The 26,987-nt window shown below is 27.8% G+C and carries 33 protein-coding genes; 9 read left to right on the forward strand and 24 right to left on the reverse strand.

What is annotated here, in order from left to right; genetic code table 11:
• Positions 1-10: 10 nt before the first annotated feature.
• Positions 11-484 (forward strand): peptide-methionine (R)-S-oxide reductase MsrB, encoded by a 474-nt coding sequence (msrB, locus tag AC8GER_RS02925; protein ID WP_506598438.1) that lies wholly within the window; start codon positions 11-13, stop codon positions 482-484.
• Between the two features lie 9 nt (positions 485-493).
• On the opposite strand, the gene AC8GER_RS02930 is transcribed toward msrB, so the two are convergent.
• The 16 genes from AC8GER_RS02930 to AC8GER_RS03005 all read right to left on the reverse strand — a co-directional run bounded on the left by AC8GER_RS02930 (position 494) and on the right by AC8GER_RS03005 (position 13,960).
• Positions 494-1,342: a metallophosphoesterase family protein gene (locus AC8GER_RS02930; protein ID WP_506598439.1), complete on the reverse strand. Its 849-nt coding sequence runs from the start codon at positions 1,340-1,342 to the stop codon at positions 494-496.
• 37 nt (positions 1,343-1,379) lie between these two features.
• Positions 1,380-1,919 carry a redoxin domain-containing protein gene (locus AC8GER_RS02935; RefSeq protein ID WP_506598440.1) on the reverse strand — a complete coding sequence of 180 codons (540 nt, stop codon included), beginning with the start codon at positions 1,917-1,919 and terminating at the stop codon, positions 1,380-1,382.
• 67 nt (positions 1,920-1,986) lie between these two features.
• Entirely contained in the window at positions 1,987-2,331 is a 345-nt protein-coding gene (locus AC8GER_RS02940; RefSeq protein WP_506598441.1) for a DoxX family protein, read from the reverse strand.
• 177 nt (positions 2,332-2,508) lie between these two features.
• A complete protein-coding gene (locus AC8GER_RS02945; protein ID WP_506598442.1) occupies positions 2,509-3,090 on the reverse strand; it encodes a hypothetical protein in 582 nt (193 codons plus the stop codon).
• Positions 3,091-3,293: 203 nt separating this feature from the next.
• Positions 3,294-3,638, reverse strand: a complete 345-nt coding sequence (locus AC8GER_RS02950) for a hypothetical protein (RefSeq protein WP_506598443.1) — start codon at positions 3,636-3,638, stop codon at positions 3,294-3,296.
• On the reverse strand, positions 3,635-5,866 hold the full coding sequence (locus AC8GER_RS02955; RefSeq protein WP_506598444.1) for a primase-helicase family protein: 2,232 nt from the start codon (positions 5,864-5,866) through the stop codon (positions 3,635-3,637). The genes AC8GER_RS02950 and AC8GER_RS02955 overlap by 4 nt, the downstream gene beginning before the upstream one ends.
• Complete coding sequence (locus AC8GER_RS02960; protein ID WP_506598445.1) at positions 5,863-6,072, reverse strand: hypothetical protein; 210 nt, start codon at positions 6,070-6,072, stop codon at positions 5,863-5,865. Before AC8GER_RS02960 ends, AC8GER_RS02955 begins: the two co-directional genes overlap by 4 nt.
• Entirely contained in the window at positions 6,041-6,208 is a 168-nt protein-coding gene (locus AC8GER_RS02965; RefSeq protein WP_506598446.1) for a hypothetical protein, read from the reverse strand. Before AC8GER_RS02965 ends, AC8GER_RS02960 begins: the two co-directional genes overlap by 32 nt.
• Positions 6,209-6,490 carry a hypothetical protein gene (locus tag AC8GER_RS02970; protein ID WP_506598447.1) on the reverse strand — a complete coding sequence of 94 codons (282 nt, stop codon included), beginning with the start codon at positions 6,488-6,490 and terminating at the stop codon, positions 6,209-6,211.
• A complete protein-coding gene (locus AC8GER_RS02975; protein WP_506598448.1) occupies positions 6,487-7,026 on the reverse strand; it encodes a hypothetical protein in 540 nt (179 codons plus the stop codon). Before AC8GER_RS02975 ends, AC8GER_RS02970 begins: the two co-directional genes overlap by 4 nt.
• Positions 7,013-7,309 carry a hypothetical protein gene (locus tag AC8GER_RS02980; protein WP_506598449.1) on the reverse strand — a complete coding sequence of 99 codons (297 nt, stop codon included), beginning with the start codon at positions 7,307-7,309 and terminating at the stop codon, positions 7,013-7,015. The genes AC8GER_RS02975 and AC8GER_RS02980 overlap by 14 nt, the downstream gene beginning before the upstream one ends.
• Before the next feature lie 75 nt (positions 7,310-7,384).
• Positions 7,385-7,846: a hypothetical protein gene (locus AC8GER_RS02985; RefSeq protein WP_506598450.1), complete on the reverse strand. Its 462-nt coding sequence runs from the start codon at positions 7,844-7,846 to the stop codon at positions 7,385-7,387.
• A 43-nt stretch (positions 7,847-7,889) separates the two neighbouring features.
• On the reverse strand, positions 7,890-9,554 hold the full coding sequence (locus tag AC8GER_RS02990) for a site-specific integrase (protein WP_506598451.1): 1,665 nt from the start codon (positions 9,552-9,554) through the stop codon (positions 7,890-7,892).
• Between the two features lie 253 nt (positions 9,555-9,807).
• Positions 9,808-10,839, reverse strand: coding sequence for a type I glyceraldehyde-3-phosphate dehydrogenase (gene gap / locus AC8GER_RS02995; RefSeq protein ID WP_506598452.1), 1,032 nt, complete (start codon positions 10,837-10,839; stop codon positions 9,808-9,810).
• A 2-nt stretch (positions 10,840-10,841) separates the two neighbouring features.
• Entirely contained in the window at positions 10,842-12,185 is a 1,344-nt protein-coding gene (locus tag AC8GER_RS03000) for a sigma-54-dependent transcriptional regulator (protein ID WP_506598453.1), read from the reverse strand.
• Entirely contained in the window at positions 12,185-13,960 is a 1,776-nt protein-coding gene (locus tag AC8GER_RS03005) for a sensor histidine kinase NtrY-like (protein ID WP_506598454.1), read from the reverse strand. Before AC8GER_RS03005 ends, AC8GER_RS03000 begins: the two co-directional genes overlap by 1 nt.
• Before the next feature lie 6 nt (positions 13,961-13,966).
• Between AC8GER_RS03005 and ispF the strand changes: the two genes are divergently transcribed.
• The 3 genes from ispF to AC8GER_RS03020 are packed head-to-tail and all read left to right on the forward strand — an operon-like array spanning position 13,967 to position 15,988.
• Positions 13,967-15,073 carry a 2-C-methyl-D-erythritol 2,4-cyclodiphosphate synthase gene (gene ispF, locus AC8GER_RS03010; protein ID WP_506598455.1) on the forward strand — a complete coding sequence of 369 codons (1,107 nt, stop codon included), beginning with the start codon at positions 13,967-13,969 and terminating at the stop codon, positions 15,071-15,073.
• A 22-nt stretch (positions 15,074-15,095) separates the two neighbouring features.
• Positions 15,096-15,509: a phosphatidylglycerophosphatase A family protein gene (locus AC8GER_RS03015; RefSeq protein ID WP_506598456.1), complete on the forward strand. Its 414-nt coding sequence runs from the start codon at positions 15,096-15,098 to the stop codon at positions 15,507-15,509.
• A complete protein-coding gene (locus tag AC8GER_RS03020; RefSeq protein ID WP_506598457.1) occupies positions 15,500-15,988 on the forward strand; it encodes a CinA family protein in 489 nt (162 codons plus the stop codon). The genes AC8GER_RS03015 and AC8GER_RS03020 overlap by 10 nt, the downstream gene beginning before the upstream one ends.
• Here the strand turns inward: AC8GER_RS03020 and AC8GER_RS03025 are convergent.
• Genes AC8GER_RS03025 through tpiA form a run of 8 tightly spaced genes read right to left on the reverse strand, consistent with a single transcriptional unit; the run spans position 15,975 to position 22,496 of the window.
• Positions 15,975-16,424, reverse strand: a complete 450-nt coding sequence (locus AC8GER_RS03025; protein WP_506598458.1) for a type II toxin-antitoxin system RatA family toxin — start codon at positions 16,422-16,424, stop codon at positions 15,975-15,977. The two genes, AC8GER_RS03020 and AC8GER_RS03025, sit on opposite strands and share 14 nt — an antisense overlap.
• A gap of 1 nt (position 16,425) precedes the next feature.
• Entirely contained in the window at positions 16,426-17,349 is a 924-nt protein-coding gene (lipA, locus tag AC8GER_RS03030; RefSeq protein ID WP_506598459.1) for a lipoyl synthase, read from the reverse strand.
• Positions 17,346-17,651 carry a septum formation initiator family protein gene (locus AC8GER_RS03035; RefSeq protein ID WP_506598460.1) on the reverse strand — a complete coding sequence of 102 codons (306 nt, stop codon included), beginning with the start codon at positions 17,649-17,651 and terminating at the stop codon, positions 17,346-17,348. Before AC8GER_RS03035 ends, lipA begins: the two co-directional genes overlap by 4 nt.
• Positions 17,648-18,910 (reverse strand): phosphopyruvate hydratase, encoded by a 1,263-nt coding sequence (gene eno / locus AC8GER_RS03040; protein WP_506598461.1) that lies wholly within the window; start codon positions 18,908-18,910, stop codon positions 17,648-17,650. The genes AC8GER_RS03035 and eno overlap by 4 nt, the downstream gene beginning before the upstream one ends.
• 2 nt (positions 18,911-18,912) lie before the next feature.
• Entirely contained in the window at positions 18,913-19,740 is an 828-nt protein-coding gene (kdsA, locus tag AC8GER_RS03045; protein WP_506598462.1) for a 3-deoxy-8-phosphooctulonate synthase, read from the reverse strand.
• On the reverse strand, positions 19,740-21,371 hold the full coding sequence (pyrG, locus tag AC8GER_RS03050) for a CTP synthase (protein ID WP_506598463.1): 1,632 nt from the start codon (positions 21,369-21,371) through the stop codon (positions 19,740-19,742). The genes kdsA and pyrG overlap by 1 nt, the downstream gene beginning before the upstream one ends.
• Positions 21,372-21,425: 54 nt before the next feature.
• Positions 21,426-21,734: a preprotein translocase subunit SecG gene (gene secG / locus AC8GER_RS03055; protein ID WP_029167667.1), complete on the reverse strand. Its 309-nt coding sequence runs from the start codon at positions 21,732-21,734 to the stop codon at positions 21,426-21,428.
• Between the two features lie 3 nt (positions 21,735-21,737).
• Positions 21,738-22,496, reverse strand: a complete 759-nt coding sequence (gene tpiA / locus AC8GER_RS03060) for a triose-phosphate isomerase (protein WP_506598464.1) — start codon at positions 22,494-22,496, stop codon at positions 21,738-21,740.
• Positions 22,497-22,542: 46 nt separating this feature from the next.
• On the opposite strand from tpiA, the gene AC8GER_RS03065 reads away from it, so the two are divergent.
• Genes AC8GER_RS03065 through trpC form a run of 5 tightly spaced genes read left to right on the forward strand, consistent with a single transcriptional unit; the run spans position 22,543 to position 26,971 of the window.
• The gene (locus AC8GER_RS03065; RefSeq protein WP_506598465.1) at positions 22,543-23,169 is read left to right on the forward strand and encodes a SurA N-terminal domain-containing protein; all 627 of its coding nucleotides are present in this window, start codon (positions 22,543-22,545) and stop codon (positions 23,167-23,169) included.
• A gap of 3 nt (positions 23,170-23,172) precedes the next feature.
• Positions 23,173-24,633, forward strand: a complete 1,461-nt coding sequence (trpE, locus tag AC8GER_RS03070) for an anthranilate synthase component I (RefSeq protein ID WP_506598466.1) — start codon at positions 23,173-23,175, stop codon at positions 24,631-24,633.
• The gene (locus tag AC8GER_RS03075; protein WP_506598467.1) at positions 24,634-25,206 is read left to right on the forward strand and encodes an anthranilate synthase component II; all 573 of its coding nucleotides are present in this window, start codon (positions 24,634-24,636) and stop codon (positions 25,204-25,206) included.
• A complete protein-coding gene (trpD, locus tag AC8GER_RS03080; protein WP_506598468.1) occupies positions 25,203-26,201 on the forward strand; it encodes an anthranilate phosphoribosyltransferase in 999 nt (332 codons plus the stop codon). The genes AC8GER_RS03075 and trpD overlap by 4 nt, the downstream gene beginning before the upstream one ends.
• Positions 26,201-26,971 carry an indole-3-glycerol phosphate synthase TrpC gene (gene trpC, locus AC8GER_RS03085; protein ID WP_506598469.1) on the forward strand — a complete coding sequence of 257 codons (771 nt, stop codon included), beginning with the start codon at positions 26,201-26,203 and terminating at the stop codon, positions 26,969-26,971. The genes trpD and trpC overlap by 1 nt, the downstream gene beginning before the upstream one ends.
• Positions 26,972-26,987: the final 16 nt, after the last annotated feature.

Genomic DNA, 26,987 nt, shown 5'->3' on the forward strand with positions numbered 1-26,987 from the left:
AACATTTAGAATGAAAAAAAGAAAATTTATAAAGCTACTTACTTTTATCTTATTATTACCCTTTGTGTCCCTTCAGGCCCTTGCTAAAGAAATTAACAAAGTCATAAAGACCAATAAGGAATGGAAGAAGATTTTAACGGCCGATCAATATTACATCTTAAGACAAGAGGGAACGGAACATCCTTATACCAGTCCTTTAGATAATGAAAAACGACAAGGTGAATATCTTTGTGCTGGCTGTAAGACTGCTTTATTTAATAGTAAGATGAAATATGACAGTGGCACAGGCTGGCCTTCATTCTTTGAACACTATCCAAATGTTATCGCAACTAAATTAGATTTTAAGTTATTGCTGCCAAGAACTGAGTATCATTGTGCAGTTTGTGAAGGGCATCAAGGCCATGTATTTAATGATGGACCGCCACCAACTGGAAAACGTTATTGTAATAATGGAGCAGGTCTAACCTTTGTTCCAAAAGTTTAAGGGGCAAGTTTAATGAATACTATTATAAATTTGATTTTGAATAATTCCTTTACTAGGTATAGGTTTTTTTAAAATTTCCAAATCATACTTTTTAAAAATATCAGTACTTGGCCAGTAACCTGTTTTTAACGTTTTAGCATAATGTACATTTAACTTAATTTTCATCATCTTTTTAAAAGTAGTTAAGTGATTATAAGTAAATGATTTATGTTCAATTTTGCTGTTGCTCAAATCAATTATTGAAAACCAACCTTTCTTAGTTCCATCATTAGGAGGTAAACCGATTGCTCCGCTGTTATGCCAAAAGCTATTTTTTAAATACCTTGTAAATGGAATGCCACAGTGTCCAGCTATTACTCCATCATAGTTTATGGATAGATTTTGAATAATATTTTTACTAGTAGAGGGCAAGATGAATTCATTAATCTTTCTTGGAGATCCATGGCATACCAAATATTTTTTAGATTTATAGTTTAGGACAATTTGATAAGGCAGCTGTTTAAGCCACTGCTTATTTTTTATTGAAATATTATTTTTTGAATATGGAAACCACTGTGAAGTTAGTAGATCACAGGCACTATTCTTTTTAAAACCACACCCGCAATCCTCTGCATCAAAAGCAATAGATTCTTCACAGTTTCCCATGATCGATATAATTTTATTTTTCCTAACTAGATCAATTGCTTTATTGGGTTCTGAAAAATAAGCAAAGATATCACCAGTATTAATAATTGGAATATTTTTATAAATTGGCTTTTGGGCAATACTTAAAAATTTATTAAATGCTTCAATATTAGAGTAAATACCACCTATGATAATAAGTTTATTACTCCTTAACTGAATAGAAATTTTATTCATGAATAACTTAAACTTTCATAAATTAAAAATTTAAAAATTAAACGGAGCCTGTGTATTCGCCTCTTGCAGGATAATTCTTGCTAATTGCAAAATCAATTGCACCTAGTAGATCTTTAAATATAGGTCGTGCAAATGGCATTGTTTGTGTGCTGCCATAATAAAGTGTTTGATCGTCTCTAATAATAAAAACACCAGGTTCAGAAAATTTTGCAGGCTCTTCGATCCCTATAGATGTTTTTCCTCGACCTTCTGAAATATATAATCCCCATTTTTTAGCATCCGTTAATTTAAGATTATAACCAAACACACATTCACGATTTACTTTAATTTTATCAGCCATTTGTTGAGTTCGATCTTTTTCATCTGACGATAAAATAATAATTTTAACATCTCGTTTTTTAAATTCTTCAGTTAAATTAGATAATTCAGCTAAATAGTTTGCACAAAGTGGACAATGAAGACCTCGATAAAAAACTATTAAATTAAATTTATTTTTTGCATTTTTACTAAGATCAAATTCCCCATGTTGTAACGTTGGAAAGATTAGATTTGGGACAGCTGTTCTTGGTATTAACATTAATTAAGTTGCTTTTTTGAGTAATTCTTTAATATTATTAATACCATATTGATGAAAATAATTCATCTTATTTTTTGAAAAATTTAAAAATATCTTGATTGTTACGCACTGCGAAAAAAACTAGCATGATAAAAATAGTAGTTGCTACAGCAAGCATGCCCCATTCATTAAATTTGATATGAGTTACTAGAGCGCCAACCATCATAGCGGCTAATCCTGCAGAAGCTAAAGCTGCTAACCAATTTAGCAATAAACAAATTCCACCGATTACCTCTACGGCTCCAATAAAATACATAAACCATAAAGGATAACCCCAGCGTTCAAATGCTAGAATTTCAAATTGCAAACTTGCAAGTTTTGCTCCACCGGATAACAAAAAAATAATTGATAAAATAATCCTAATTATGTTCATTAATATTACATTACTAACATTAAATAATTTAAATTGCTTTTTTTTTATTAATTTTTAATAAAGTTTACCTTATTATATCTTAAAAATCATTTTTTTTCCTTTTTTAAAGACGATATTCATAAATATTTATAATGAATATTATCTTAATTTTAATAACCCTTTGCAGACGGTAAAGCGCTAATAATAAGTTTTAGGTTTTCCAGGCAGATCATGCACCCAATTCCTTGTATCATCATCTCTTCTAATAGGTTCACCAATGGCTTTATATTTGGGTGCTGCTGCTTTTGCGTTATAAATACCAGATCCATAGTTTCTAACCGGTTTAACACTTTCATAAAATCTTCGTTGTTTATCCTGGTATAACTTTTCTTGAGCCAGTTTTATTGTTGCTGGAGTAATTTCATTAATAACCTCTTCTGATACCTTGCCTTTTAATCTGGCTAACATCTTAATTTCATTATGCTGCTGGAACGCATAATTTGGATATTTAGTCTTGCCACCTGCTGCTACAATCCCCCTTCGTCGTGTTCTGAATGTAGTATTTTTGACAGGCAACGGGCGGCTAGCGGCGGGAGATTTGTTGTCATTGAGACGTTGATCGGGGTTAGATGGACGCATCTTCTTGAAGAAGAGCTTATTATTTTTTGAAATATATTGGCCCTGGTAACTGCCTCTTCTAATCCTGGAATATAAACATTCAACAGTAATACCAAGGTCTTTAGCAAATTCTTTAGATGTGAATTTAAATATTTTATCCATAATTTAAGGTTACCATTTCAAAGAATCTTCAACAACAATGACAAGACAAAAACGGACGCTGCTAACCTAACTAACCTAACTAACCTATTTTTCTAAACTCCCTAACTTTTTATTGCCGCCTGCCTCCCTCAATCATAAAATAAAACTTTATATAAATTAGCATAGTTAGCTTATCAGGTTAGTTTTTTCTTTATCTAGAGCCCTTAATCTTTTTCTACGCTAACCAAGTTGAAAAAGTGGTTAGCATCAATGATTGTTAGTATCGGTCGTTTATTCATTTTAATAAATAACACCGGCTGATTTTTTGTGTGTTTTGCTGCTTGTGCATAATATTGGTAGACAAGTTTCATTTTTTGTTGAGATTTGCACTCTACTGAATAAGGAAAAAATTTAGCTGCAACTCTACTTAATTTAACATCAGCACCTGTTTCCCCAATTCTTGCAATCCTTAAATCGCTTTTTCGTAAGTGTTTAAACGTCTTGAGTATCTTGCTTCTAATAATATTTTGTAATCTTCTACCTTTTGATGCTGCTGATTGTTTTTTCATCGTTGCCACCCATCTTTAACTTCTGCCTCGCCAAACATTTGAATTTTGTAGGTTAGCTTATCTGTAATATATCTATCTAAAAATTCCTTACCTATTTGTTCGTTTGAATAATCTTTAATTAAATCATTATGTCTAATGATCCAGAGCGTTGGTCTAAAGTAATTATTATTATATTCTATTGTGATCTGGCCTTTATTTATTCCGCCTATTTTTTCTAAAAAGTAAGCAATGTTATTTAGTCGTGGGACTTTAATATGATTTTTTTTACACCACATATCTAACCAAGTGGAAGATATTATTCTTCTATCATCCTCAAATGGGGGTAACATCTGATCATATAAACTTCTTAAAACTTGATCTAAAGTTTTTTCCCCAGCCAATGACATTTCTCTCAATGAATCCCACCTTGGTGCAACGCCTTTAGGATTAAATGTTTCTGATATTTTTCTGCTTTTAAAAAAACCTAATAAAGCTCTCTTGCCTTTACTTGATGCAATCCATTCATGGTAATTAGAATAAAAATCATCATCCGTTCTTTTTGCTTTACTATGATAAACAGCATATCTAGTCTCATTTTCTGGCAGTACAATTGCATCTTTGTAATTCGTAAAAAACATAAAATTAGTGCAGCTATCTTTGATTGTGTCATAATCTACATATAATTTTCTACTGCTATGCTCTTCTTCTGTAATAAATAGTTTAAATTTATTTAATATCTCTTCCCTTTCATCCCAGTCTCCTTTGCTCTTCATTTCGTCAATTAATACAAGCTGTCGATCAGTTAGAAATTGTTTTGCCTTATCTAATGACTCTTCAATATCAACCTTCTTAACGTTATCGCCTAAAGTATTTTTAATCCCATACCAAATTGATCCCTTACCAATTTGAAATTCACTTGTTTGTAATATGAATGCAAATCTAATTTTCTCTCCTGGATACTGATAATGGTAGCAAATAAAATCTAAAAAAAATTCTCTTACGATTTCTTCTGGTATTACATGCTCAACTAATTTTAAGAATAAACTTACATCTTGATCATATTCTGGTTCAAGATCGTAAGGTCTGTATTTGTTAATATATTTAAGTTTATCTACTATGATTATTTGTTCATTAGGATCGTATTGTTGTGGCCTATATTTAAAATTCTCACATAGAACTCTATCCCTGCTATCTTTAAAAAACTTAATTGCATCTGCAACAGCTAATTCTTTAGAAAAACCTACTTTTATTGCATCGGGCTTATAAATCTTATTATTTTTCTTATCAAAATAGTTAGTCGTATCTTTTAGGTAAACAACATTATTTAAGAAATCCTTTCTAGCTGTATCCGGATCTTGAATAGAATAGTTTTTTCTAAAATTATTTATTCTAATATTTATATATTTTTCAAAATTGCCAAATTTAGTAGCATTACTGCCTTGCATAATTTCGCTTTTGACTACTGATAATCTTTTTCTAATTTCTTTGTCGGTAAAATTTAGTCCTACTGCAACGGATATAAAATCTACTAAATGATTATCTACATCCCCGCCTCTACTATGATCTTTCTTGTTTTTAAGGTTTTTAATGATTTCATTAAGATCATTCGTATCTACTTTAGTTTCTTTGGACTCCTCTTTGGGCTGTTCCTCTGGTTTATTTAAATTCTTAAATGAGATAAAGTAATCTTCATCCTGTGCTTTGCTTTCAATTAAACTTAAATGTTTAGATAATTTTTCTTGATCTGTTTTGTAGCAAGTTAATTTTATTCCATTGCCAACATTTTTACCGCTTTTCAAATCACTTTGTTTTGGAAATATTTCAACTTTATTTAGCCCAACTGAAGCTGCTAATTTTCTTAACGTTAATCTCATCAGATCTGCTGGAATGAATTGCTTTGAATGAATATATAAATGCAATCCACCACTTGCTGAAATTACAGGAATTAAAGGTGTTTTTTCTGACTTTATAATTATTTGATCTATGAAAGATTTATCATAAGTATCGACATCAATTGCGCCCCAATTACATGTTCCATCCGGTCTTAATGGGACTAAAGTTAAGTATTTCTCACCTCTAATATGCTTCTCATAATCTTGATCATTGAGCTTTTGAAATAATCTTGTGTAGTCATAGAGTTCTTTTGTACCGCCTGGAGTTTTTTTAGTTAAGCCATTTTTTTCGGCTATATAAAATATATCATTGCTTTGATAAGCTTTTGCAAATCTTTGTACTAATTCTGTTATCATTGATCATCCTTCTTAAATTCTATTTTTTCAGGATTTGCTTTTCGGGTGATAACTTCAATAACTTTAGGAATAGACAACTGTGTACCCGGCACTACTTTTTTAGATAAATGACAGAGTATGTCATAAACATCAGCTTTGATGCTTATTGATATATATTTTCGTCCATCGCACATTTTATTCTTTGCTCTCATTTTTCTTTTTTTCATTTAACAAATGTTCCTCTAGTTTTTCTGGCTCAATCTCTGGTTCTGTTCCGGTGAATAGAGGCACAATGAAATCCTTTCGCAAGTACTTTGGATTTGCCCGAAATTTGTAAGCTTTTAAAATTTTATCTATGCTCATTTAATTTACTGTATCCTTTTTGTTTCTTGTCATTTTTTTTGCTAGTGAAAGTTCAACTTGAAGAGACTTGATTTGATCTTTCCAATAACGCTCTTTCCATTCAAATTTATGTGTGTCTTCTTTTAATCTTTCTCTAAACCACCGCTTATCTATTAAGGACTCATTATGCAGCATTTGATCATGATCCAATCTCGCAACTAAACCATCTATAATTGATCGTAATTCTTCAATCGTGCAGTCTTTTAAATTTTCTTCATTAAAATATTCAGCGTAATTAATCATATAATTTTTTTTCCTACTAAAGCTGCAAGGCCCCTTGAGTTATTTTTTATTTGAATTCGTTCTCTAATAATTTCATCTACACTTCTTGGATCTACCTCAGTAGGTCTTGGTGTAAATAGCTTTATCTCTGGTTTTGGTTCAATATATTCTGGTGGTCTACCTAGTACGATGTTTACAGCGGCTAGACGATCTTTCTTGCGATAATCCGGGATTTTGTACCCAAGTTCTTTTCGTTTTTTGTCATTAAGATCATTTTCTTTAACAGCATCTTTCATTGAAGCTGTCTCATCTCTTCCATTAACGAATTTTCCTATTGCTGGATTATATTTATAGTCATTTTCTTCTATGATTAATGCTGTTGTGATGTGTCTTATCTCTCTATCAAAATCCATTGGATCTTTTACAAGTCCACCAGCATACATTTTAATTCTGTGATCAAGTTCAACCGGACATTTATTGCCGTCTTTGGTGTATCGCTCTTTTGCAGCTTTTAGTTCCCTTAAAGTTTCTTTTGCTAATTTTTTATTGTCGTCCATGCATAGCTCCATTTAGTTTTGTAAGTTTTTGGTGCTTAAAAAGGTCTATTGGATTTGATGATTGCTTTTTCTTAACCTTCTTAACTTCTGCTAATTTTAATAACTTCTGAAACCAAGGGTGAAATTCTTCAAAAATATATAAATAGGACCTAGCGTGGGGGAGTTGATATCTTGGAGCCTGATTACATTTTTTAATTTCTTTAATGATAATCTTTTCAAGCGTGCGATGACTTATTCCAAGTCTGTCTGCTAACGGCTTTAAGGTTATATAAATGCTATTCATAATACTAAATCTAGTAAATTTTTTTTACTGATTGAATATTATTTCAACTAAATATTTGTTTACAGAAAATTGGACTTATTTTTTGGTCGCTGATGAGAATTTTTTTCCATTGGCGACTTTTTTGTGCAGCACAGCAAAACCGTTATTAGGAATTTGTCTAGCTAATATTCCAACCAAACCTGATCCTATGAAATGTTTTAATGGAAAAACTACTTGTCCTAATGCTTTATTTTTCTGTTTTGCAATTATATAAAGTTTTCTTGCTTGGTCGATGGGGTTGTAAGTCTTTTTTTTACTGTGATGAATACGCCATTGGTTGTAAAAGACATCATCTTGTTCAGTTATATATGCGCATAATTTTCTTTTATTAAATCTACTTGGATTTGGAGCGCCCTCAATATGTATAACTTTACCTAATAAATGTTCGTTCTTTTTAAAATAACTATAATACCAAAATTTTTGAAAAGCTCCCCATTGTTGTTTTAATTTTGCCGGGTACGGCATTTTAATTCTTTTAAGAAAATCTTTATTCATCATAATAACTAAATCGCTATTATGAATATCAGATATTGGTTCTTATTTAAACAACTGCTAGTTTTGCAAAATCAAAAAATTCTGAATCTACCTTGTTTGCAATTTCTGCATTATATGACTGATCTTCTCCAATATAAAATCTCTCTAGTGTTGCTGCTTGTGTATGTCTTGTTAATCTTATTGTATCACTAGAGTTTTTTGTAATCTTCTGTGTTGCGCTAGCATAGTTTTTTCTAAAGTTTTTTGGCGATCCTTTAAAATCTGGATAAATTTTTAATATCTCTGCTTTTACATAGTTCCAACATCTTCTTGTATGTTTAAATGCTGTTGCAGCTGAATTGATGTAGTTTTTTCCTTGATCAGTGTCTTTATAAACCTCAAAATCTTTTGTTCTGAAATTGGGAGTACAAAATAGCCATGGAACAAAATTTACCCATTGATAGCCGGGTCGTTTCGCAATTTCATCAATCATATTCAAAACTAATCTGATACTTGGGGTGATAATTATTGATTGTGCTGTGCCTAATTTTGAAACTTTGATTACAATTATGTTTTCTTTTTTTTGAACATCTATTTTTCGAATGCGAATGGCCTCTTGCTCCCGTAGGCCAGACAACAGCATTAAAGCAAGGCATTCAGCACCAAATGGAAACTTTGCTCTAACATCTTCTCTTACTAAATGCTGCCAAATGATTTTGGATTCCTCTTTAGAATAAATAACTTTTTTATTAATAGTCTTTGGATTTTCCTTAATTCTTTCCTTATTAATATTGTAATCTATTGTTGGATTCTTTGGAGGACTATCCCCAAGATAACCGCTCTTAACCATATGTGCCCATACATAATTTATACAAGCTATTAAGTGTTTTTGTGTTCCATATGAATATTTAGAAAGCATTCTACGAATATCTCCATGCGTAAAATCTTTTAATAATTTCTTACCCCATTGAGAGTCATAGATTGATCTATCAAACACTTTTTTGCTTTGTATATGTTCCTCTATTCCTGGAGGATATTTCTTAAACAATTCATCAAAATTTGTTGGGTTTGAGTTCTTTCGTTGTCCTCTTTTCCCCCACATTCTTGGCTTAAAGATGATTTCTAAATCATTATTTAATGTTGGCTGAAATTTTAAAACATTAAACCTTTTATTATATCCAATTAAATAAACCGCCATACTTTTAGCTGATCTTGCAGAAAGATATCCACCTCTTTTTATTTTAGGCATTCCTGCTTTTAGATATTCCTCTATTGCTTCACATAATGTTTTATTTTGCGCTGTTTCTATCTGATCAATATTTATTACTCGTCTGCGTTCTTTTTCAGTAAGTAGAGGATTTTTAATCCATAAACCATTGTCAGTGTGGGCTTTAACTAATTCAAATAATTTTTCTGAACAATGTTTTGTTGTAAATAACCCTGGTATATATTTTCCTAGGACATGATATTTGGCTTTGTTATCCTGCCAAAATTGAACTACAAAACTTTTTGTATTTGTATTTTTAAATATGCATAACTTTAAACCTTTTAAATGTGTGTTCTTGCTTACATCAAAGGGAATATAGATTTGTTTTTTAAATTTAATCGTTTGAGTTTCCCTGTCTATATAAGAAAAATCGTCCTCAACTAGATTGAGTTTTTCTATTGCAGCATCTTGAAATTTTAATATTTTAATTGCGGCAACCGTCTTGGGTTTTTCAATGGTATTCATAATTTCTAAATCCTCTAGTCTTACAAGTAGTTTTATGGATCCAAGTATATAATAAACTATGCAAAAAAGATTCACCTTTTGTGAATTGTTGTTGATTTTGTTGCTGTTGGGAGTTGTGGTGTGTTGTGAAGAGCGTCCGAGATTTTAAAAATTTAGTATTAGAAAACCGATGCTCTATCCAGCTGAGCTAAGGGCGCAACTAAATTTAAAGTAGTTTTAACAATTATTTTTTTTTAATCAATTTGTTAATGATTTACGCATTCATTAAAGCAATAGAAGTATCTAGCATTCGATTTGAAAAACCCCATTCATTATCATACCACGCCAATACTTTAGCTAGTTTACCGTCGCTTGATACTCTTGTTTGAGTTGAGTCAAAAATACAAGAATATGGGTTGTGATTAAAATCTATGGATACCAATTGTTCAGTATTGTATTGAATAATATCTGCATACCTACTCTTTGCTGCGGCTTTAATAATTTCATTAATATCTTTAGCTGATGTTTTTTTCTTTGCTACAAAAGTCAGATCTACTAAAGAAACATTATTAGTTGGAACTCTTACTGACAATCCGTCTAATTTACCTTCTAATTCAGGTATAACCAATCCAATAGAAGTTGCGGCACCAGTCTTTGTTGGTATCATCGATAAAGCTGCAGCTCGTGCTCTTCGTAAATCATTGTGATAAGCGTCATTTAATACTTGATCATTTGTATATGCATGAATTGTATTCATGATGCCGGATTCAATTCCTATACTGTCATTTAATACTTTTGCAATTGGAGCCAAACAATTAGTAGTGCAAGAAGCATTAGAGATAATTGCATGATTTTTTTTTAATATTTTATGATTAACCCCATATACAATTGTTGCGTCGACTTCTTTTCCTGTTCCCGGTGAATATCCAGGTCCAGAAATTAGAACCTTTTTTGCACCTGCTTTAATATGTAATTGAGCATCGTCTCTTGAAGTAAAGCGACCTGTACATTCTAAAACTAAATCGACATCTAAGTCTTTCCAAGAGGGTAAATTTTTTGGATCTTTCTTATTTAAAATTTCAATTTTATCTTTATTAATAAAAATAAAATTTTCTTTTGAAGAAACATCTTCATTAAACTTTCCATGTGTAGAATCATATTTTAATAAATGAGCATTATCCTCTGCATTACCCGACCCATTTACTGCGACAATTTCTAAGCCATGTTTTTTTTTATTTTCGTAATGAGCTCTTAAAATTGTCCTTCCAATTCTACCAAATCCATTAATTGCAACTTTAAATGTCATGATTAATTAATACCTAAAGATTTTAGTTTTCTATGTAAAGCACTTCTTTCCATACCAATATAATCTGCAGTTTTCGAAACATTTCCATTATGTCTATTGAGTTGAATTTCAAGATAATTTTTTTCAAATTTTTCTCTGGCCTCTTTTAATGGAAATTGAAATGCATCTTCATTATTATGTTCTTTAACTGATGAAATTTTTAAAGATTCTGACAAGATTTTATCTACATCCTCATCTTTGCCTGAAGCTAATATAACAACTCTTTCAATTAAATTTCTTAATTCTCTTACATTTCCTGGCCAATCATAATCATAAAAAACTGTATTTTTTGAATTTATAAAAATTGGTTTTAAACCGTTGCTGACTGAAATTCTTTTAACAAAATATTCAATTAAAAAAGGGATATCTTCTTTTACATCCTTCAAATAAGGAATTTCTATTGGAATGACATTTATTCTATGAAAAAGATCTTCTCTAAAATTGCCATGCGCAATCTCATCTTTTAAATTTTTGCTAGTTGAACAAATGACCCTTATGTTTACGCTAATTTCATTGGCTCCATTTACTCTATGAAATTTTTGATCAGATAAAACTCTCAAAATTTTACCTTGAGTTTCTAATGGAACATCAGAAATATTATCAATTAATAATGTTCCATTATTTGATTTTTCAAAAACTCCTGTGACAATTTTGTCATTATTTTCTGAACCAAATAATTCAAAATCAAAATGACTTGGGTCTAAAATAGCTCCATTAATTACTTTAAATGAATTATCGGATCTTAACGAGCCTTCATGAATAAGTCTGCAAACCAATTCTTTTCCTGATCCGGCGGGTCCAGAGATTAAAATACGACTATCTGTTTTTGAAAATTTATCTATAGCATTTCTTAATTTTATTATTGTAGATGAGTTCCCAATTAGTTCATTTGATGAATAAAGATTTTTTTTTAAAGACTTGTTTTCTTTTTTTAAAGAAGAGGTTTCAATTGCTCTATTAACAAAATTTAATAACCTGTCTTTATTAAAAGGCTTTTCTAAGAATTCAAAAGCTCCAAGCTTTATTGAATCAACTGCAATTTTAATATTTGCATGACCTGAAATCATAATAACAGGAACGTCAGCATCAATTGATTTGATAAATTTTAAAATGTCTATCCCGTCTCTATTTTTTTCATCTAACAAAACATCCAATATTACTAAATCTGGTAATTTTTTTTTTATTTCCGATAATGCTTTTTCAACAGTGTCAGCTTCTCGAACAAAAAAATTATTTTCTTTTAAGATTTCATGAACGGCAAATCTTATGTCTTTTTCATCGTCAATTAATAAAATTTCATTTCTCATTAATTAATCTTAATACTTAATTTAATTTTAGCTCCATTACTTTTTTCTATAAAATTTAAATCGCCACCATGCTCATGTAATATTTTAGATACTATTGATAATCCCAGTCCTGATCCACGTTGTTTTGTTGTGGTTAAAGGGACTATTAAATCTTTTGGTGTTGTCTTAAAACCAACGCCATTGTCTTCAATTATAATATAAATAAAATCATTATTATTTTCGACCAATATATTTATTTTCCCTTGTAAATTTTTATCTAATTCTTGTTTTTCATGAATAGATTCTAATGAATTTTTAATAATATTAATCAAAACCCTAGAAATCTGATTTAGATCGAATTTAAATACATCATAGGTGCTACTATAATCTAAATTAAAAATTACTTTTTTTTCAGATAATTTATATAAACTTATACTATCTGCTATAAGTTTTTTTAAATTATTAGATTTTTTAATGGGATTTGGCATTCTAGCAAAATCTGAAAACTCATTTGCTAACTTTCCTATATCCTCAACTTGCCTAGATATTATATTTAAATAATTTTCAAAATCAGCCTTATCGATATTAATTTGTTTAGAGTACCTGTCTTTAATTCTCTCTAATGAAAGTGTAATTGGTGTTAACGGATTCTTAATTTCATGTGCAAGTTTTTTTGCTACCATTTCCCATGCCTGATATCTTTCTGATAAAGCAATTTTATTTTTTTGCGCCTGTATTTCTTGAGTCATTATATTAAATGTTAGATATAATTTTTTAAAATCATCATCTTCTTCTTCATCTTTTAATTTAACATCTAAATTTCCAATAGAGACTTCTTTTGCTGCAAAAATTAATTTAATAATTGGTCTTGAAATTTTATTAGCTATGTTAATAGCATACATACTTGATAACAAAATTAGCGAACTAACTATTACGATATAAACAGCAGCGAAAGTAATTTGGAGTCCAAGGCTGTTTGATTTTAATTTATAGTAGAATGTAGAGGCTTCTCCAGTATTTTTTAAAAAATTAACAGTCTCAGGATCAACATATCTAATTGTATATAAAAAAATATTCTCATTATTGCTTAATTTTACTAAAGCATTAGTTTGATTTTTATTTGCATCGGAGATTAATATGGTTTGTCCATTTTGAGCCATATCAATAAAAGTTTTTAAAGGTGCAATAAAATTATTCTTATTACTGAAGGATGTTGAAAATAAAAGAAGACCATCTTTATTTATCAAATAAGATTCTTCAATTTTTCTAAATCTAGTTTGTTGATCAAAATAATTTTGAAATATTTGTTTATTTTCAGAATATAGATTAAAATTACGATTTAGATCGTTTGCCATTGCCAAAATTTCTCCTTTTATAGAGCTCTGATTCTCTTCAAGATAATTTCTAGCAACTTCAACTGAATTATTTACAACATCATTAACTTTTTTATCAAACCACTTTTCAATACCAAGGTTAAAAAGCATTAAAGAAAATACAGCTACAAAAATTGAAGGTGCGGCTGTTACAAAAATAAAATATTTTATAAAATTTAAATTTGTACTTAATCCCGTGATTTCTTTAGACTTATAAAAAAAAACTATGAGTTTTCTAATAATTAAGAAAAGCAAAATACATATGATGAATATGTTTATTATTAATAGAACCTGAATGTTATTTTCATTTAACTGAATAAAACTTGTTCCGGAAAATGTATAAAGGGTGAAAATTCCAAAAATGATTGAAAGAAAAGTACTAATGTATAAAAGTAAATTTGAAGTTAATATTTTTTTAATCATTTTTTTATGAGTTACTGCGCTATAATTCTAGCTGCTGGCAAAGGTCATAGATATTCAAAAACTGTACCAAAGCAATATACATTATTTGATAATGAATTAATAATAAATTACTCTATTAAAATATTTTCTGAAATAAGCTCAATAAAAAAGATAATTTTGGTAATTAACAAGCAACAATTTAAAAAATTTAAAAACCAGGTTTATAAAAATAAAAAAGTTACAATAATTCAGGGTGGAAAAGAAAGGAAGGATTCAGTATTTCTTGCTCTTTCAAAATTGAAAAGCGGTAATTATAAAAAAGTTTTAATACATGATGCGGCAAGACCATTTTTAAAAAAAAAACTAATTAATAAAATTATTAAGTTTTCTAAAAAAAATGAAGCTGTAATTCCTTGCATATCAAATACTGACACAATAGTTTTTAAAAATAAAATTTTAGACAGAAAAAAAGTGCTTTCTATTCAAACACCTCAATGTTTTTCTTATAAGAAAATATTTTTTTTACACAAAGAATATAAAAATAAAAAATTTAGTGACGAGTCTTCTTTATTTTTTTATAAAAATTTAGCAGTTAAAAAAATTCTGGGTGACCATAATAATATTAAAATTACTATTAAACACGATATAATTAATGATCAAAATATTTCCTATGGAATTGGCTATGACATTCATAAATTAGAGAAAAATTATAAATTGTACTTAGGAGGAATACACATCCCTTATTCAATGGGGACAGTTGGGCATTCTGATGGTGACCCTGTGATTCATGCATTAATAGATTCTCTTTTGGGGTCTAAAAAGTTGGGTGATATAGGAACTCTGTTTCCAAATAATAAAAAATTTAAAAATAAAAGATCAACTTTTTTTTTAAAAGAAATCATTAATCTACTAAAAATTAAAAATATTAAAATTAACAATATTGATATTAATATTATTGCTCAACAACCAAATCTTAAAAAATATAAAAAAATTATATCAAATAATCTTTCTAAAATTTGTGATATCAGTGAAAAACAAATAAGTGTAAAAGGAAAGACAACTGATAGACTTGGTAATATTGGAAAAAACAAAGCTATTGCTTGCGAGGTAATATCATCTGTATCAAATAATTAATCTTAATAAAAAAATTTTTACTTTGTTTGGAATTGGTTTTTTACCTCTTCCAGGAACGATGGCATCACTTATTACTATAATTATTTATTATCTCTTTTATAATTATCTTAATACTATTTTTTTTTTATTTTTTATTATTCTTGTTTTATTTTATTCATTCTACTTTTTAAATAAAACATTAAATCAATCTTTTTCATCATCGGATCCAAAAGAAATTGTTGTAGATGAATTAATCGGGCAATCAATACCCCTTCTTATATGTGGAAATAATTTTTTTTTAATAATACTATCTTTTTTATTATTCAGACTTTTTGATATTAGCAAACCATGGCCAGCAAGTTATTTTGATTTAAAAATTAAAAATGCGACTGGTGTAATAATGGATGATATTATCGCTGGAATATATACATTTTTAATCATTTATTTATGCATATAAATAAGAAAATAAAAAACCTAACAACAATTCTAAAAAAAAATAAAATTAAAATTTCAGTAGCAGAATCCTGCACAGGCGGGCTAATTAGTTATAACTTAACTAAAATTTCTGGTGCATCAAAATATTTTGAAATTGGGGCCGTTACTTATTCAAATAAATCAAAGCTTAACTTTCTTAAAGTAAAACGAAAAACTTTAACAAAGTATGGATCAGTAAGTGCGGAAACATGCAAAGAGATGTGCAAAAATTTATTTAAAATTTCCAAAACGAATATTGCAATATCCGTAACAGGTATTGCCGGTCCAGATGGTGGTACTAAAAAAAAACCAATAGGACTGGTTTACGTAGGTATGTGTAGCCAAAAAAAAATAGAAATAACAAAGTTTAATTTTAATAAAAATTTATCAAGAACAAATGTACAAAATAAAACTTTAATAGAAACTATTAAATTATTAGAAAATCATATTAAAATTTTATAGTTTCTTTGGCTCTTTGCTCAAAAGAATTTAAAATTTTTTCAAAACCATAATTAAAAAACTTACTAAATAAAATATTAATAATAGGATTTTTTAATTCGATATCTATAAAAAAAACTACATTACAAGATTTTTTGTCAATTTCTTCAAATTCCCAAATATTTATTAATTTTTTAATATTTCCGTTTATAGACGTTACTGCAATTTTTGAATTTTGATTATTATAAATTACTTCGCTAGTATAAATTTCTCTAAAAGACTTAAAGCCTATATCTAAATCCGCTATAATTTTCAAGTCTCCCTTATTTTTTTCAATTGTTAAAATTTTTGAATTTATACACCAGGGTAAAAAAAATTTATAATCATCAATTTTTAAAACTAATTCTATAAGATCTTTTCTAGAATAATTAAATTTTTTTGTAATTTTTTTAACTGGCAATTTAAATTAGTTTGTTAATTCTTTTTTTTTTTAAAACATCAAAATCTTCTGACGCATGATAAGAGGATCTTGTTAATGGACTTGAGGAAACTAATAAAAAACCTTTTCCTTCAGCGATTAATTTATAACTTTCAAACTCCTCAGGAGTTATAAAATTTTTTATCGGATAATGTTTTGTGCTCGGTTGCAAATACTGCCCAATAGTCAAAAAGTCCACTCCTGCTACTCTTAAGTCATCCATAACCTGCATGATCTCTTCTTTAGTTTCGCCTAACCCCACCATTAGACCTGATTTAGTGAAAATTGTTGAATCATAATCTTTAACTTTCTTCAATAAATCTAAAGATTGAAAATAACGAGAACCAGGTCTTACTTTTAAATAAAGTCGAGGGATAGTTTCTAAATTATGATTAAAAACATCAGGCTTTGCGTCTGCAACAATTTTATAAACGTCCCCTTTTCTTAAAAAATCAGGCGTTAAAACTTCAATTGTTGTCTTATTGTTATATTGCTTAATTTCAGAAATAACGTTTGCGAAATGTTTTGCACCCCCATCTTCTAAATCATCTCTATCAACTGATGTTATAACTACATGTAATAAATTTAAATCCTTAACACTTTGTGCAATTTTTTTAGGCTCAAGAAGATCTAATGTTTGAGGAATACCTGTTTTAACATTACAAAAAGCACAAGCTCTAGTGCAGGTATCACCCATAATCATAAATGTGGCATGTTTTTTACTCCAACATTCATTAATATTAGGACAGGAAGCTTCTTCACAAACTGTAATAAGATTATTTTTTTTAAGAATATTTTTAGTCTCTATATATTCTTGGGAGTAGCTAGCTTTTACTCTAATCCAGGCTGGTTTTTTTTGAATTGGATTGTCAATATTATTAACTTTCTCAGGATGTCTGGCTTTCATTTTTGATTAATAATATAAATCTTTTCGCCCTTTTTTCCCAACACAAAATAATCTCTATATATTTCATCTAAATAATCTTTATTTATGTTCACAGATAAAAAATCATTTTTTTTTGTTAAAAAATTAATTTCTTTTGTAATTTCTAAATTTTTTTCTTGAAACTCTTTTAATAATATTTTCTTTTTAAAGTATTCAATAAGACCTCTATCGCCACCAAAGAAATTAAAAACAATATATAAAATTAATAAAAGAATTATAAAAAAAAATTTTTTTTCGGAAAATAAAATAACTAAATTATTCATTTTAATTTTGACATTTCAGATTTTTTTCCAATCTCCTCTTCTATTCTTAATAGCCTATTATATTTTGCAACTCTTTCAGATCTTGCTAAAGATCCGGTTTTAATTTGAGAAGATTCAGTTGCTACAGCTAAATCAGCAATGAAAGTATCTTCACTATCCCCAGATCTATGAGAAATGATTGTGTAAAAATTATTTTTTTTAGCAAAATTGATAACTTCTAAAGTTTCTGTAACTGTACCAATTTGGTTTGGTTTAATTAAAATTGCATTGGCAGCTAATTCCTTAACGCCCTTTTTTAAACGAATTAAATTAGTTACAAATAAATCATCGCCCACAATCTGAATTTTTTTTCCTAACTCTTTTGTCAATTTTTTCCAAACATTCCAATCGTCTTCAAAAACTGGATCTTCTATAGAAACAATTGGAAATTTATTGCATAATTTTTTATAATAATTAATCAATTCTTCTGAAGTCACAGCTTTTTTGTCTTCTTTAATTTTATATTTTCCAGAACTATAAAGCTCGTTTGCAGCAACATCTAAACATATATTAATATCTCTGCCTATTTTTAAACCTGATTTTTTAACTGCTTTAATTATATATTCTATTGCTTTTTCATCGCTATCAAATGAAGGAGCAAAGCCACCTTCATCGCCAAGATTGGTATTAAATTTTTTTAATTTTAATTCTTCTTTTAAATTTTGAATAACCAAAAAAGACATTCTTAAACAGTCTTTAAAAGATTTTGCGCCATCAGGCCTAATCATGAACTCTTGTATTTGCAGAGAGTTATTTGCGTGAGCTCCTCCATTAATTATATTTAACATTGGAAATGGTAATTTGTTTTTATTGTTACCACCTAAATATTTATATAATGGGATATCATTATATGCTGCGGCTGCTTTAGCGTTCGCGATAGAAACTCCCAAAGTAGCATTAGCTCCTAATCTTTTTTTACTTTCAGTTCCATCGAGTTTAATTAAAAGATTATCTATTTTTTTTTGATCCAAAACGGATAAGCCTATAATTGCTCTATTAATTTCTATATTAATATTCTTTACAGCGTCTAAAACACCTTTTTTTAAATACTCTTTACTTTGGTCTCTAAGTTCATGAGCCTCGTAAGATCCAGTAGAGGCACCTGACGGAACTATTGATTGGCCTATAGAGCCATTGGCTAATATGACTTCTGCTTCTACTGTTGGAAAACCTCTGCTGTCAAAAACCTGTCTTGCTTTAACTTTTTTAATAACTGACATTATTATTTTGACTTAATTAATTTATCTATTCCTATTAAATCCTTAAGCAAGTTCTCTAGACTGCTAAGTGGGATCATATTTGCCCCATCAGAAGGTGCTTTGTCTGGATCATTATGTGTTTCTAGAAAAATTGTAGAAACTCCAACTGCAACGGCAGCTCTTGATAATGAACTAACAAATTGTCTTTCTCCACCGCTGCTATCTCCTTTGCCTCCAGGCTGTTGAACGGAATGAGTGGCGTCATAAACCACTGGATAACCAAAATCTGCTAAAATTGATAATGAACGCATGTCAGAGACTAATGTGTTGTATCCAAAACTGACACCTCTTTCTGTAATTAATATTTTATCATTTCCGCTTTCTTCTATTTTTTTAATAACATTCTTCATGTCCCAAGGAGCTAAGAATTGTCCTTTTTTAACATTAACTACTTTATTTGTTTTGGCAGCGGCAACCAATAGGTCTGTTTGTCTGCATAAAAAAGCTGGTATTTGTATGACATCAACAACTTCGGAAACTATTTTGCATTGTTCTTCATTATGAACATCGGTCAATATAGGAACATCTAAATCTTTTGAAATGTAGTCAAATATAGATAAAGATTTATCAAGTCCTACGCCTCTTTTAGATTTTAAACTTGTTCTATTGGCTTTGTCGAAAGAACTCTTAAAAATAAATCCGATCTTCAATTTACTAGTTATTTCTTTAATTTTTGAAGCAATCATATGACAATGATCTTTGCTTTCAATTTGGCAAGGTCCGGCAATTAAAGTTAAAGGAAGGTCATTACCCAAATTTAATTTTTTAATTTTAACAATTTTATTTTTCATCAATTTAAATTTTTATTTTTAATAGCGGCGTTAATGAAAGATATAAATATTTTATGAGGGGAAAATGGTCTTGATTTTAGCTCCGGATGAAACTGAACACCAACAAACCAAGGATGATCTTTAAGTTCTATGGCTTCTGGTAACTTTCCGTCTGGTGAATTAGCTGAAAATATAACACCTTTTTTTTCTAACATTGATTTATATGAACTATTTACTTCATATCTATGTCTATGTCTTTCATGAATTAGGCTCTTGTTGCTATAAATTTTATAAAGCAATGAATCTTTTTTAACTTTTGCAGGGTATGAACCTAATCTCATTGAACCACCAATTTTATACTTTTCCCCTTTTAAAATTTTTTTTCCTTTTATCCATTCTTCCATAAGACAAACTACGGGATGTTTAGTCTTGGATAATTCTGTAGAATTTGAATTTTTTAGACCCAATAAATTTCTTGCAAGCTCTATAACTGCTATTTGCATTCCAAAACAAATTCCGAAAAAAGGAATTTTTTTAGTCCTTGCTAAATATACAGATAAAATTTTACCTTCAACACCACGTTTTCCAAAACCTCCTGGTATCAAAATTCCATTTGTTTTTCCTAATTTATTTTCTAAATCTTTTAAATTTTTAATATCAGAAGACTCAATCCAATTAAGATCTAAATTAATATTATTGTAAACCGAAGCATGAATTAAAGCTTCATTCAAAGATTTATAAGCATCCTTTAAATGCGTGTATTTACCTACAATAGAAATTTTAACATTATTTTTTTTACTACTAAGTTTTTTATTAAAAGATTTCCAATTCTCTAATATCGGAGTTTTTTTATTAATAATTCCAAAGTGGTCTAATATTTTTTTATCTAATCCTTCTTCTTGATATTTAATTGGAACTTCATAAATTGATTTAACATCAATAGATTGGAATACATTTGATTTTTCTACATTGCAAAATAGTGCGATTTTAGCTTTTTCCTCATTAGGAATTAAACTTTCAGAACGACATAAAATCATATCAGGCTGAATACCTATGCTTCTTAATTCTTTTACGGAATGTTGTGTTGGCTTTGTTTTTAATTCAGCTGCACTTTTAATATAAGGAACTAACGTCAAATGAATAAATAAACAATTTTTACTTCCAACTTCATTTGAATACTGCCTTATAGCTTCTAAAAATGGCAGACTTTCAATATCTCCTACTGTTCCTCCTATTTCGCAAATTACAAAATTTTCATTAGTTAAATCACTAGTAATAAATTTTTTTATTTCATCTGTAACATGCGGAATAATTTGAACTGTTGATCCTTTATAATCACCATTTCTTTCTTTAGTTATTATATTCTGATAAATTTTACCTGTAGTAATATTATCTGATTTTTTTGAATTTATTTCTGTAAACCTTTCGTAATGTCCAAGATCAAGATCAGTTTCGGCTCCATCTTCAGTTACATAGACTTCTCCATGTTCATAAGGATTCATTGTGCCTGGATCTATATTTAAGTAAGGATCTAATTTTCTAATTCTTACTTTGTATCCTCTAGATTGTAATAACGTAGCTATAGAAGCAGAAGCAATACCCTTGCCAAGAGAGGAGACCACGCCGCCGGTAACAAAAATAAAACGGACCATGGAAGTTTATTATAGATTATTTAACAATAATCACAAAGAAAATAGTAAACTAAATTATTTTGAATTTGGAATTTTTGGTTGAGAATTGTTATTTTTTTTATCTAATTGCTCAATCTTATCAATAATAGATTTTTGAGAAATATCTTTTTTATTAATAAGCGTAAGAGAAATGCTTGTTAAAATAAATAAAAATGCGACTATTGCAGTAAATTTAGTCAAAAAATTTCCAGCTGATCTAGATGACATTAGATTGTCGCTATTACCTCCTATTCCTAAAGCTCCACCATCTGATTTTTGAAGCAATACTGATCCAATCAAAAGAACAGCAATAGTAATGTGAATTATTAATAATAAAGTTTGCATAAATTATTTAAAGTAATTTTTTATAATCTTAATAAAGCTTTTGCTTTTTAATGACGCTCCTCCAATTAAAAAACCTGATATTAAACCAATCTTACCTAAAGTTGCAACATTATCTGTGGTTACAGATCCTCCATATAGCATTATAGGTGAATTAACCTTGTATTTTTCTTTTAAAAATTTTTTTAAATTTCTATAAATTTTATCTAAATAGTTGTTGGTGGGAACAATTCCAGTTCCAATTGACCAAATTGGTTCGTAGGCAATAATTAAATTATTAAAATTAATTTTGTTTACATCCAAAGAACTTAAAATTTGTTTTTTTAAAACATTCAATGATGATCCTTTATTTTTTTGTGAAAGATTTTCACCAATACAAAAAATAATTTTTAGCTTATTTTTTAAAGAAATATTTATTTTTTCCTTAATAGTTTTAAAATCTTCGTCTATTAATCTTTTTTCTGAATGGCCAATAATAACATAGTTGGCTCCTGAATCTTTTAACATCTTTGCACTTAACTGTCCTGTATACGGACCATTGTTTAGATTTATCTTGCTAATATCTTGGGCTCCAAAATCTATTAATTTACTTTTTATTTTTATTCTAAAAAAAGTTAATAAATTTGAAGGTGGACAAAATATAATTTTTTTAAATTTATAAATTGTATTTTTTTTAAAAAAATTAAGAACTCTTTCTATTTCACTAATAGAATTATGATTTCCGTTCATTTTCCAATTGGCAATGAAATATATAGTTTTGTTCATAAATCAGTTATATCTAAACTAAAATAATCATTATTTAAAATAGTAAATGTTATCATCCTTAAGAAAATTCTCAGAAACAATAATAGCTAAATTTTTTATATTATTGATTGCTTTAAGCTTTGCATTCTGGGGCATAAATGATTTTTTTAGATCAGGTTATAACAATACTGTTGCAGCAATTGATGGCGAAGAAATATCTTTTAATCAATTCTTAAAAGAATTTAATAAAATAGTTAAAAATAATAATATTGAATCTGAAAAAATTGCGATTAAAAAAAATATTCACATACTTGCTATATCTAATATTGTATCGGAAAAACTTTTAAAAATTCATGCAAAGAAACTAGGGGTTTTTATTGATGACACAACGATAGCAATAGAGATTAAAAGTAGTCAAGAATTTAAAGACAAAGAGGTTTTTTCAAGAACTAAGTATGAAAAGTTTTTATTAGAGAGAAATATAAATTCAAAAATTCTTGAAGAGCAAATTAATAAAAATATTAAAAAAAAATTAATTACAGAATCAATTTCTGGATTTATTCCTAATAATAAAAAAATTTCAGAAATAGCATTACAAAATAAAATAAATATTTTATATGAAGATTTTCTCAGGAAAAATTATAAAATAACAATTAATGAAAAACAATTAAACAATTATCTAAAAGATATTTAAAAAATGATCTTTTCTACTTTTAATGAATTTAAAAAAAATTTAAAAAAAAAAAATTTTTCACAAATTTACGCAATTAAAACTAAACCAAAATTAGAAACAATTGAGAAATTAATTAAATTAGTCTCCTTAAATAAAGATAGTTTTATATTTGAATCTGTTGAAAAAGTTAAAATTAGAGGTCGGTACACTATATTTGGTTTTAATCCAGATCTTATGATCGAAACTAAAAACAATCGTATTATTCAAAACACAAATAATAGAAAAATAACAATAAAAAAAAATCCATACAATTATTTAAATAAATTAATTAACAATTTTCATTTTAAAACTTCAAAAAAATTACCCATGATGTCAGCTATGTTGGCTGGTTATTTTAGTTATGACATCATTAGATTTAAAGAAAAAATTCCAAATAATTGTAAAGACGACTTAAAAATTCCAGATGTAAAATTGATACGTCCACAACTAATAATCATTCACGATAATGAAAAAAACAAAATATTTTTCATTCAAAATATTTATAGTTTAAAAAATATTAAAAATTTAAAAAAATTATATTTATTAAAATGCGATGAAATAAATAAATTTGTCGCTAAGATTAATAATACTTATAACTCAAAAGAACATTTAAATAAAAATAAGAAAAAAAATAAAATAATAAGCAATGTTAGCAAAAATTCTTTTTTAAATTCTATATCAAAAGCAAAAGAATTAATAAATAATGGAGAGATATTTCAGGTTGTATTAAGTCAAAGATTTAAAAGTATATTAAATAAAACGCCTATTAATTTTTATAAAAAATTAAGAATATTAAATCCATCTCCTTTTATGTTCTTTTTTAATTTCGATAATTTTAAAATAGCAGGTAGTAGTCCCGAGATATTAGTGAGAGTAAGAGATAATAAAATTACCATTAGACCTATTGCAGGGACTAGGCCTAGAGGAAGAAATTTTAAAGAAGACAATAAATTTCAAAAAGAACTTCTTAATGATAAAAAAGAAATTTCTGAACATCTTATGTTGCTTGATCTTGGACGAAATGATGTTGGTAAAGTTTCAAAAATTGGAACTGTAAAAGTTGATCAAAGTTTTAAAATTGAAAAATACTCTCATGTTATGCATATCGTTTCAAATGTTGTTGGCGATTTTGATAAGAAAAATTCATTATTAGACACTTTATTTTCTGGTTTTCCAGCAGGCACTGTTTCGGGTGCGCCAAAAATCAGAGCGATGGAAATTATTGATGATTTAGAAATGTCAAAAAGAAAATTATATGCTGGTGGCATTGGATATTTCACCCCTAATAAAGAAATGGATACATGCATTGCTTTAAGAACTGCTTTAATTATTGATAATAAAATCTATGTGCAATCAGGAGCTGGAATTGTCGCTGATAGTATTCCCTTAAATGAATACAAAGAAACAGTTAATAAAGCTAAAGCATTATTTGAGGCGGCTAAATAAATGAAAAAAATACTCTTAATAGATAATTACGATAGTTTTACTTACAATATTTTTCATTCTTTATCAGAATTAGGTTCAAAAGTTGAAGTTTACAGAAATGATAAAATATCTTTAGAGCAAATTTCGAAAAAGAAATTTGATAAAATTGTTATATCGCCTGGTCCAGGCCATCCTAATAGTTCCGGCATCTGTATAAATGTTGTCAAAAAATTTTATAAAAAAATTCCTATTTTAGGAATTTGTCTTGGCCATCAAATTATAGGTGCTGCTTTTGGTGGTGTAATTAAAAAAGCAAAGATTATAATGCATGGAAAATTAAGCAAAATTATTCACAATGGTTCAAAACTTTTTAATAAAATTCCTAAAAATTTTTATGCAACTAGATATCATAGTCTTATAATTGATAATAAAACACTAAATGAAGATTTTGAGATTTCGGCAAAAACTGAAGATAATGTTATTATGGCTATAAATCATAAAGAATATCATCTTTATGGTATTCAATTTCATCCTGAAAGTATTAAAACAAGCTTTGGAGATGAAATTTTTAAAAACTTTTTAAAAATAAAATGAACATAAAAAATTTAATAACTAAATTAATTCTTAATAAAGATTTGACTGACTCAGAATTAAATCTTTTATTTAATAAAATTATCAATGCTGAAATTAATGAAAATTTAATATCTGCAATATTAACTTTAATAACTAGAAATGGTTTCAACTATAAAACCATTTTATCTGCTGCAAAAATTCTAAGAAAAAAACTAATTAGGGTCAAAGTTCCAAAAAACTCAATGGATACTTGTGGTACAGGAGGCGATGGAAAGCATACTCTTAATATTTCAACAGCTGCTGCAATTGTATTGGCTGGCTTAGGAGTTAATGTGGTGAAGCATGGAAATAGATCAGTAACGTCAAAATGCGGGTCAGCAGATGTTTTAGAAAAACTAGGAATTAATATATTAGAAAATAAAAAAAATTTAGAAAATAAAATAAATAAGGATAATTTCATTTTTTTATTTGCGCCAAATTATCACTTAGCAATGAAAAATGTCACTTCTGTTAGAAAAAATCTTCCTTTTAAAACGATTTTTAATCTTTTAGGTCCTCTAATAAATCCAGGGTTGGTTAAGAGACAAATTATTGGAATCTTTGATAAAAATTTATTAATTCCTTACATAAAAGTTTTAAAAAGTTTAGGTCATAAAAAAGCATGGGTGTTTCACAGTAATGAAGGTTTAGATGAAATATCTATTTTTAATAAAACTAAAGTTTATGAATTAAATAAAAAAAAAATAAGAAGTTTTGTTATTAATCCAAAATCTTTAATTAAAAGAAAATATAGTTTTAAATCAATTCTTGGCAAGGATGCAAATTATAATAGTAAAAAAATAATTGAAATTTTTAATGGAAAACATAATGCTTTTTTAGAAATTGTAGCTTTAAATGCTGCAGCTGGCCTAGTAATTGCTGAAAAGGAAAATAACTTGCAAAAAGCCTATTATAGGACAAAAAGTTACTTGCTATCAGGTGATGTTATTAAGAAGATTAACCAATTAAATAAATAATGAATATTTTAAATAAAATTATTAATTATAAAAAAAAAAAAATTATTACTGATAAAAAAAATAATATATTAATTTTAAATCAAAATAAAAAATCTAATTTTAAATCTAAAATAATAAATAATCTTAAAAATAATAAAATTTCAATTATAGCGGAAATAAAAAAAGCTAGTCCGTCAAAAGGAATTTTAACAAAAAACTTTAATCCTATTAATATAGCCAAACAATACGTTAAGGGAGGCGCAACGTGTTTATCGGTATTAACCGAGGATAAATTTTTTTTAGGTAACAAAAATTTTATAAAACAAATCAAAACTAAATATAAAATACCAATTCTAGCTAAAGACTTTTTTATAGATCCTTTTCAAATTTATGAAGCAAAATTTTATGGAGCAGATTGTATTTTAATTTTATTATCTGCTGTAAAAGAAAATCTAGCGAAGGAATTATATGATGCTGCTAATAAATGTGGAATGGATACAATAGTAGAGGTTCATGATGATAGGGAGATGAGTTTTGCTTTAAGTTTAAAAAAAAGCATCATTGGAATTAATAATCGTAATTTAAAAACTTTTGCTACAGACATAAATAATACGATTAATTTATACAAAAAATTTAATTTAAAAAATCGGATAGTTGTATCTGAAAGTGGTATTGCTTCTAAAAAGGATATTCTTCATATTTGCAAAAAGACAAATATTAGAACTTTCTTGATTGGCGAATCACTAATAAAATCTAACAATATTAAAAATAAAATAAGATCTTTTTTATAAAATATACATATATTTC

Origin of the sequence: Fontibacterium abundans (SeqCode), assembly GCF_965235095.1 — a bacterium.
GTDB classification, from domain to species: Bacteria; Pseudomonadota; Alphaproteobacteria; order Pelagibacterales; family Pelagibacteraceae; genus Fontibacterium; species Fontibacterium abundans.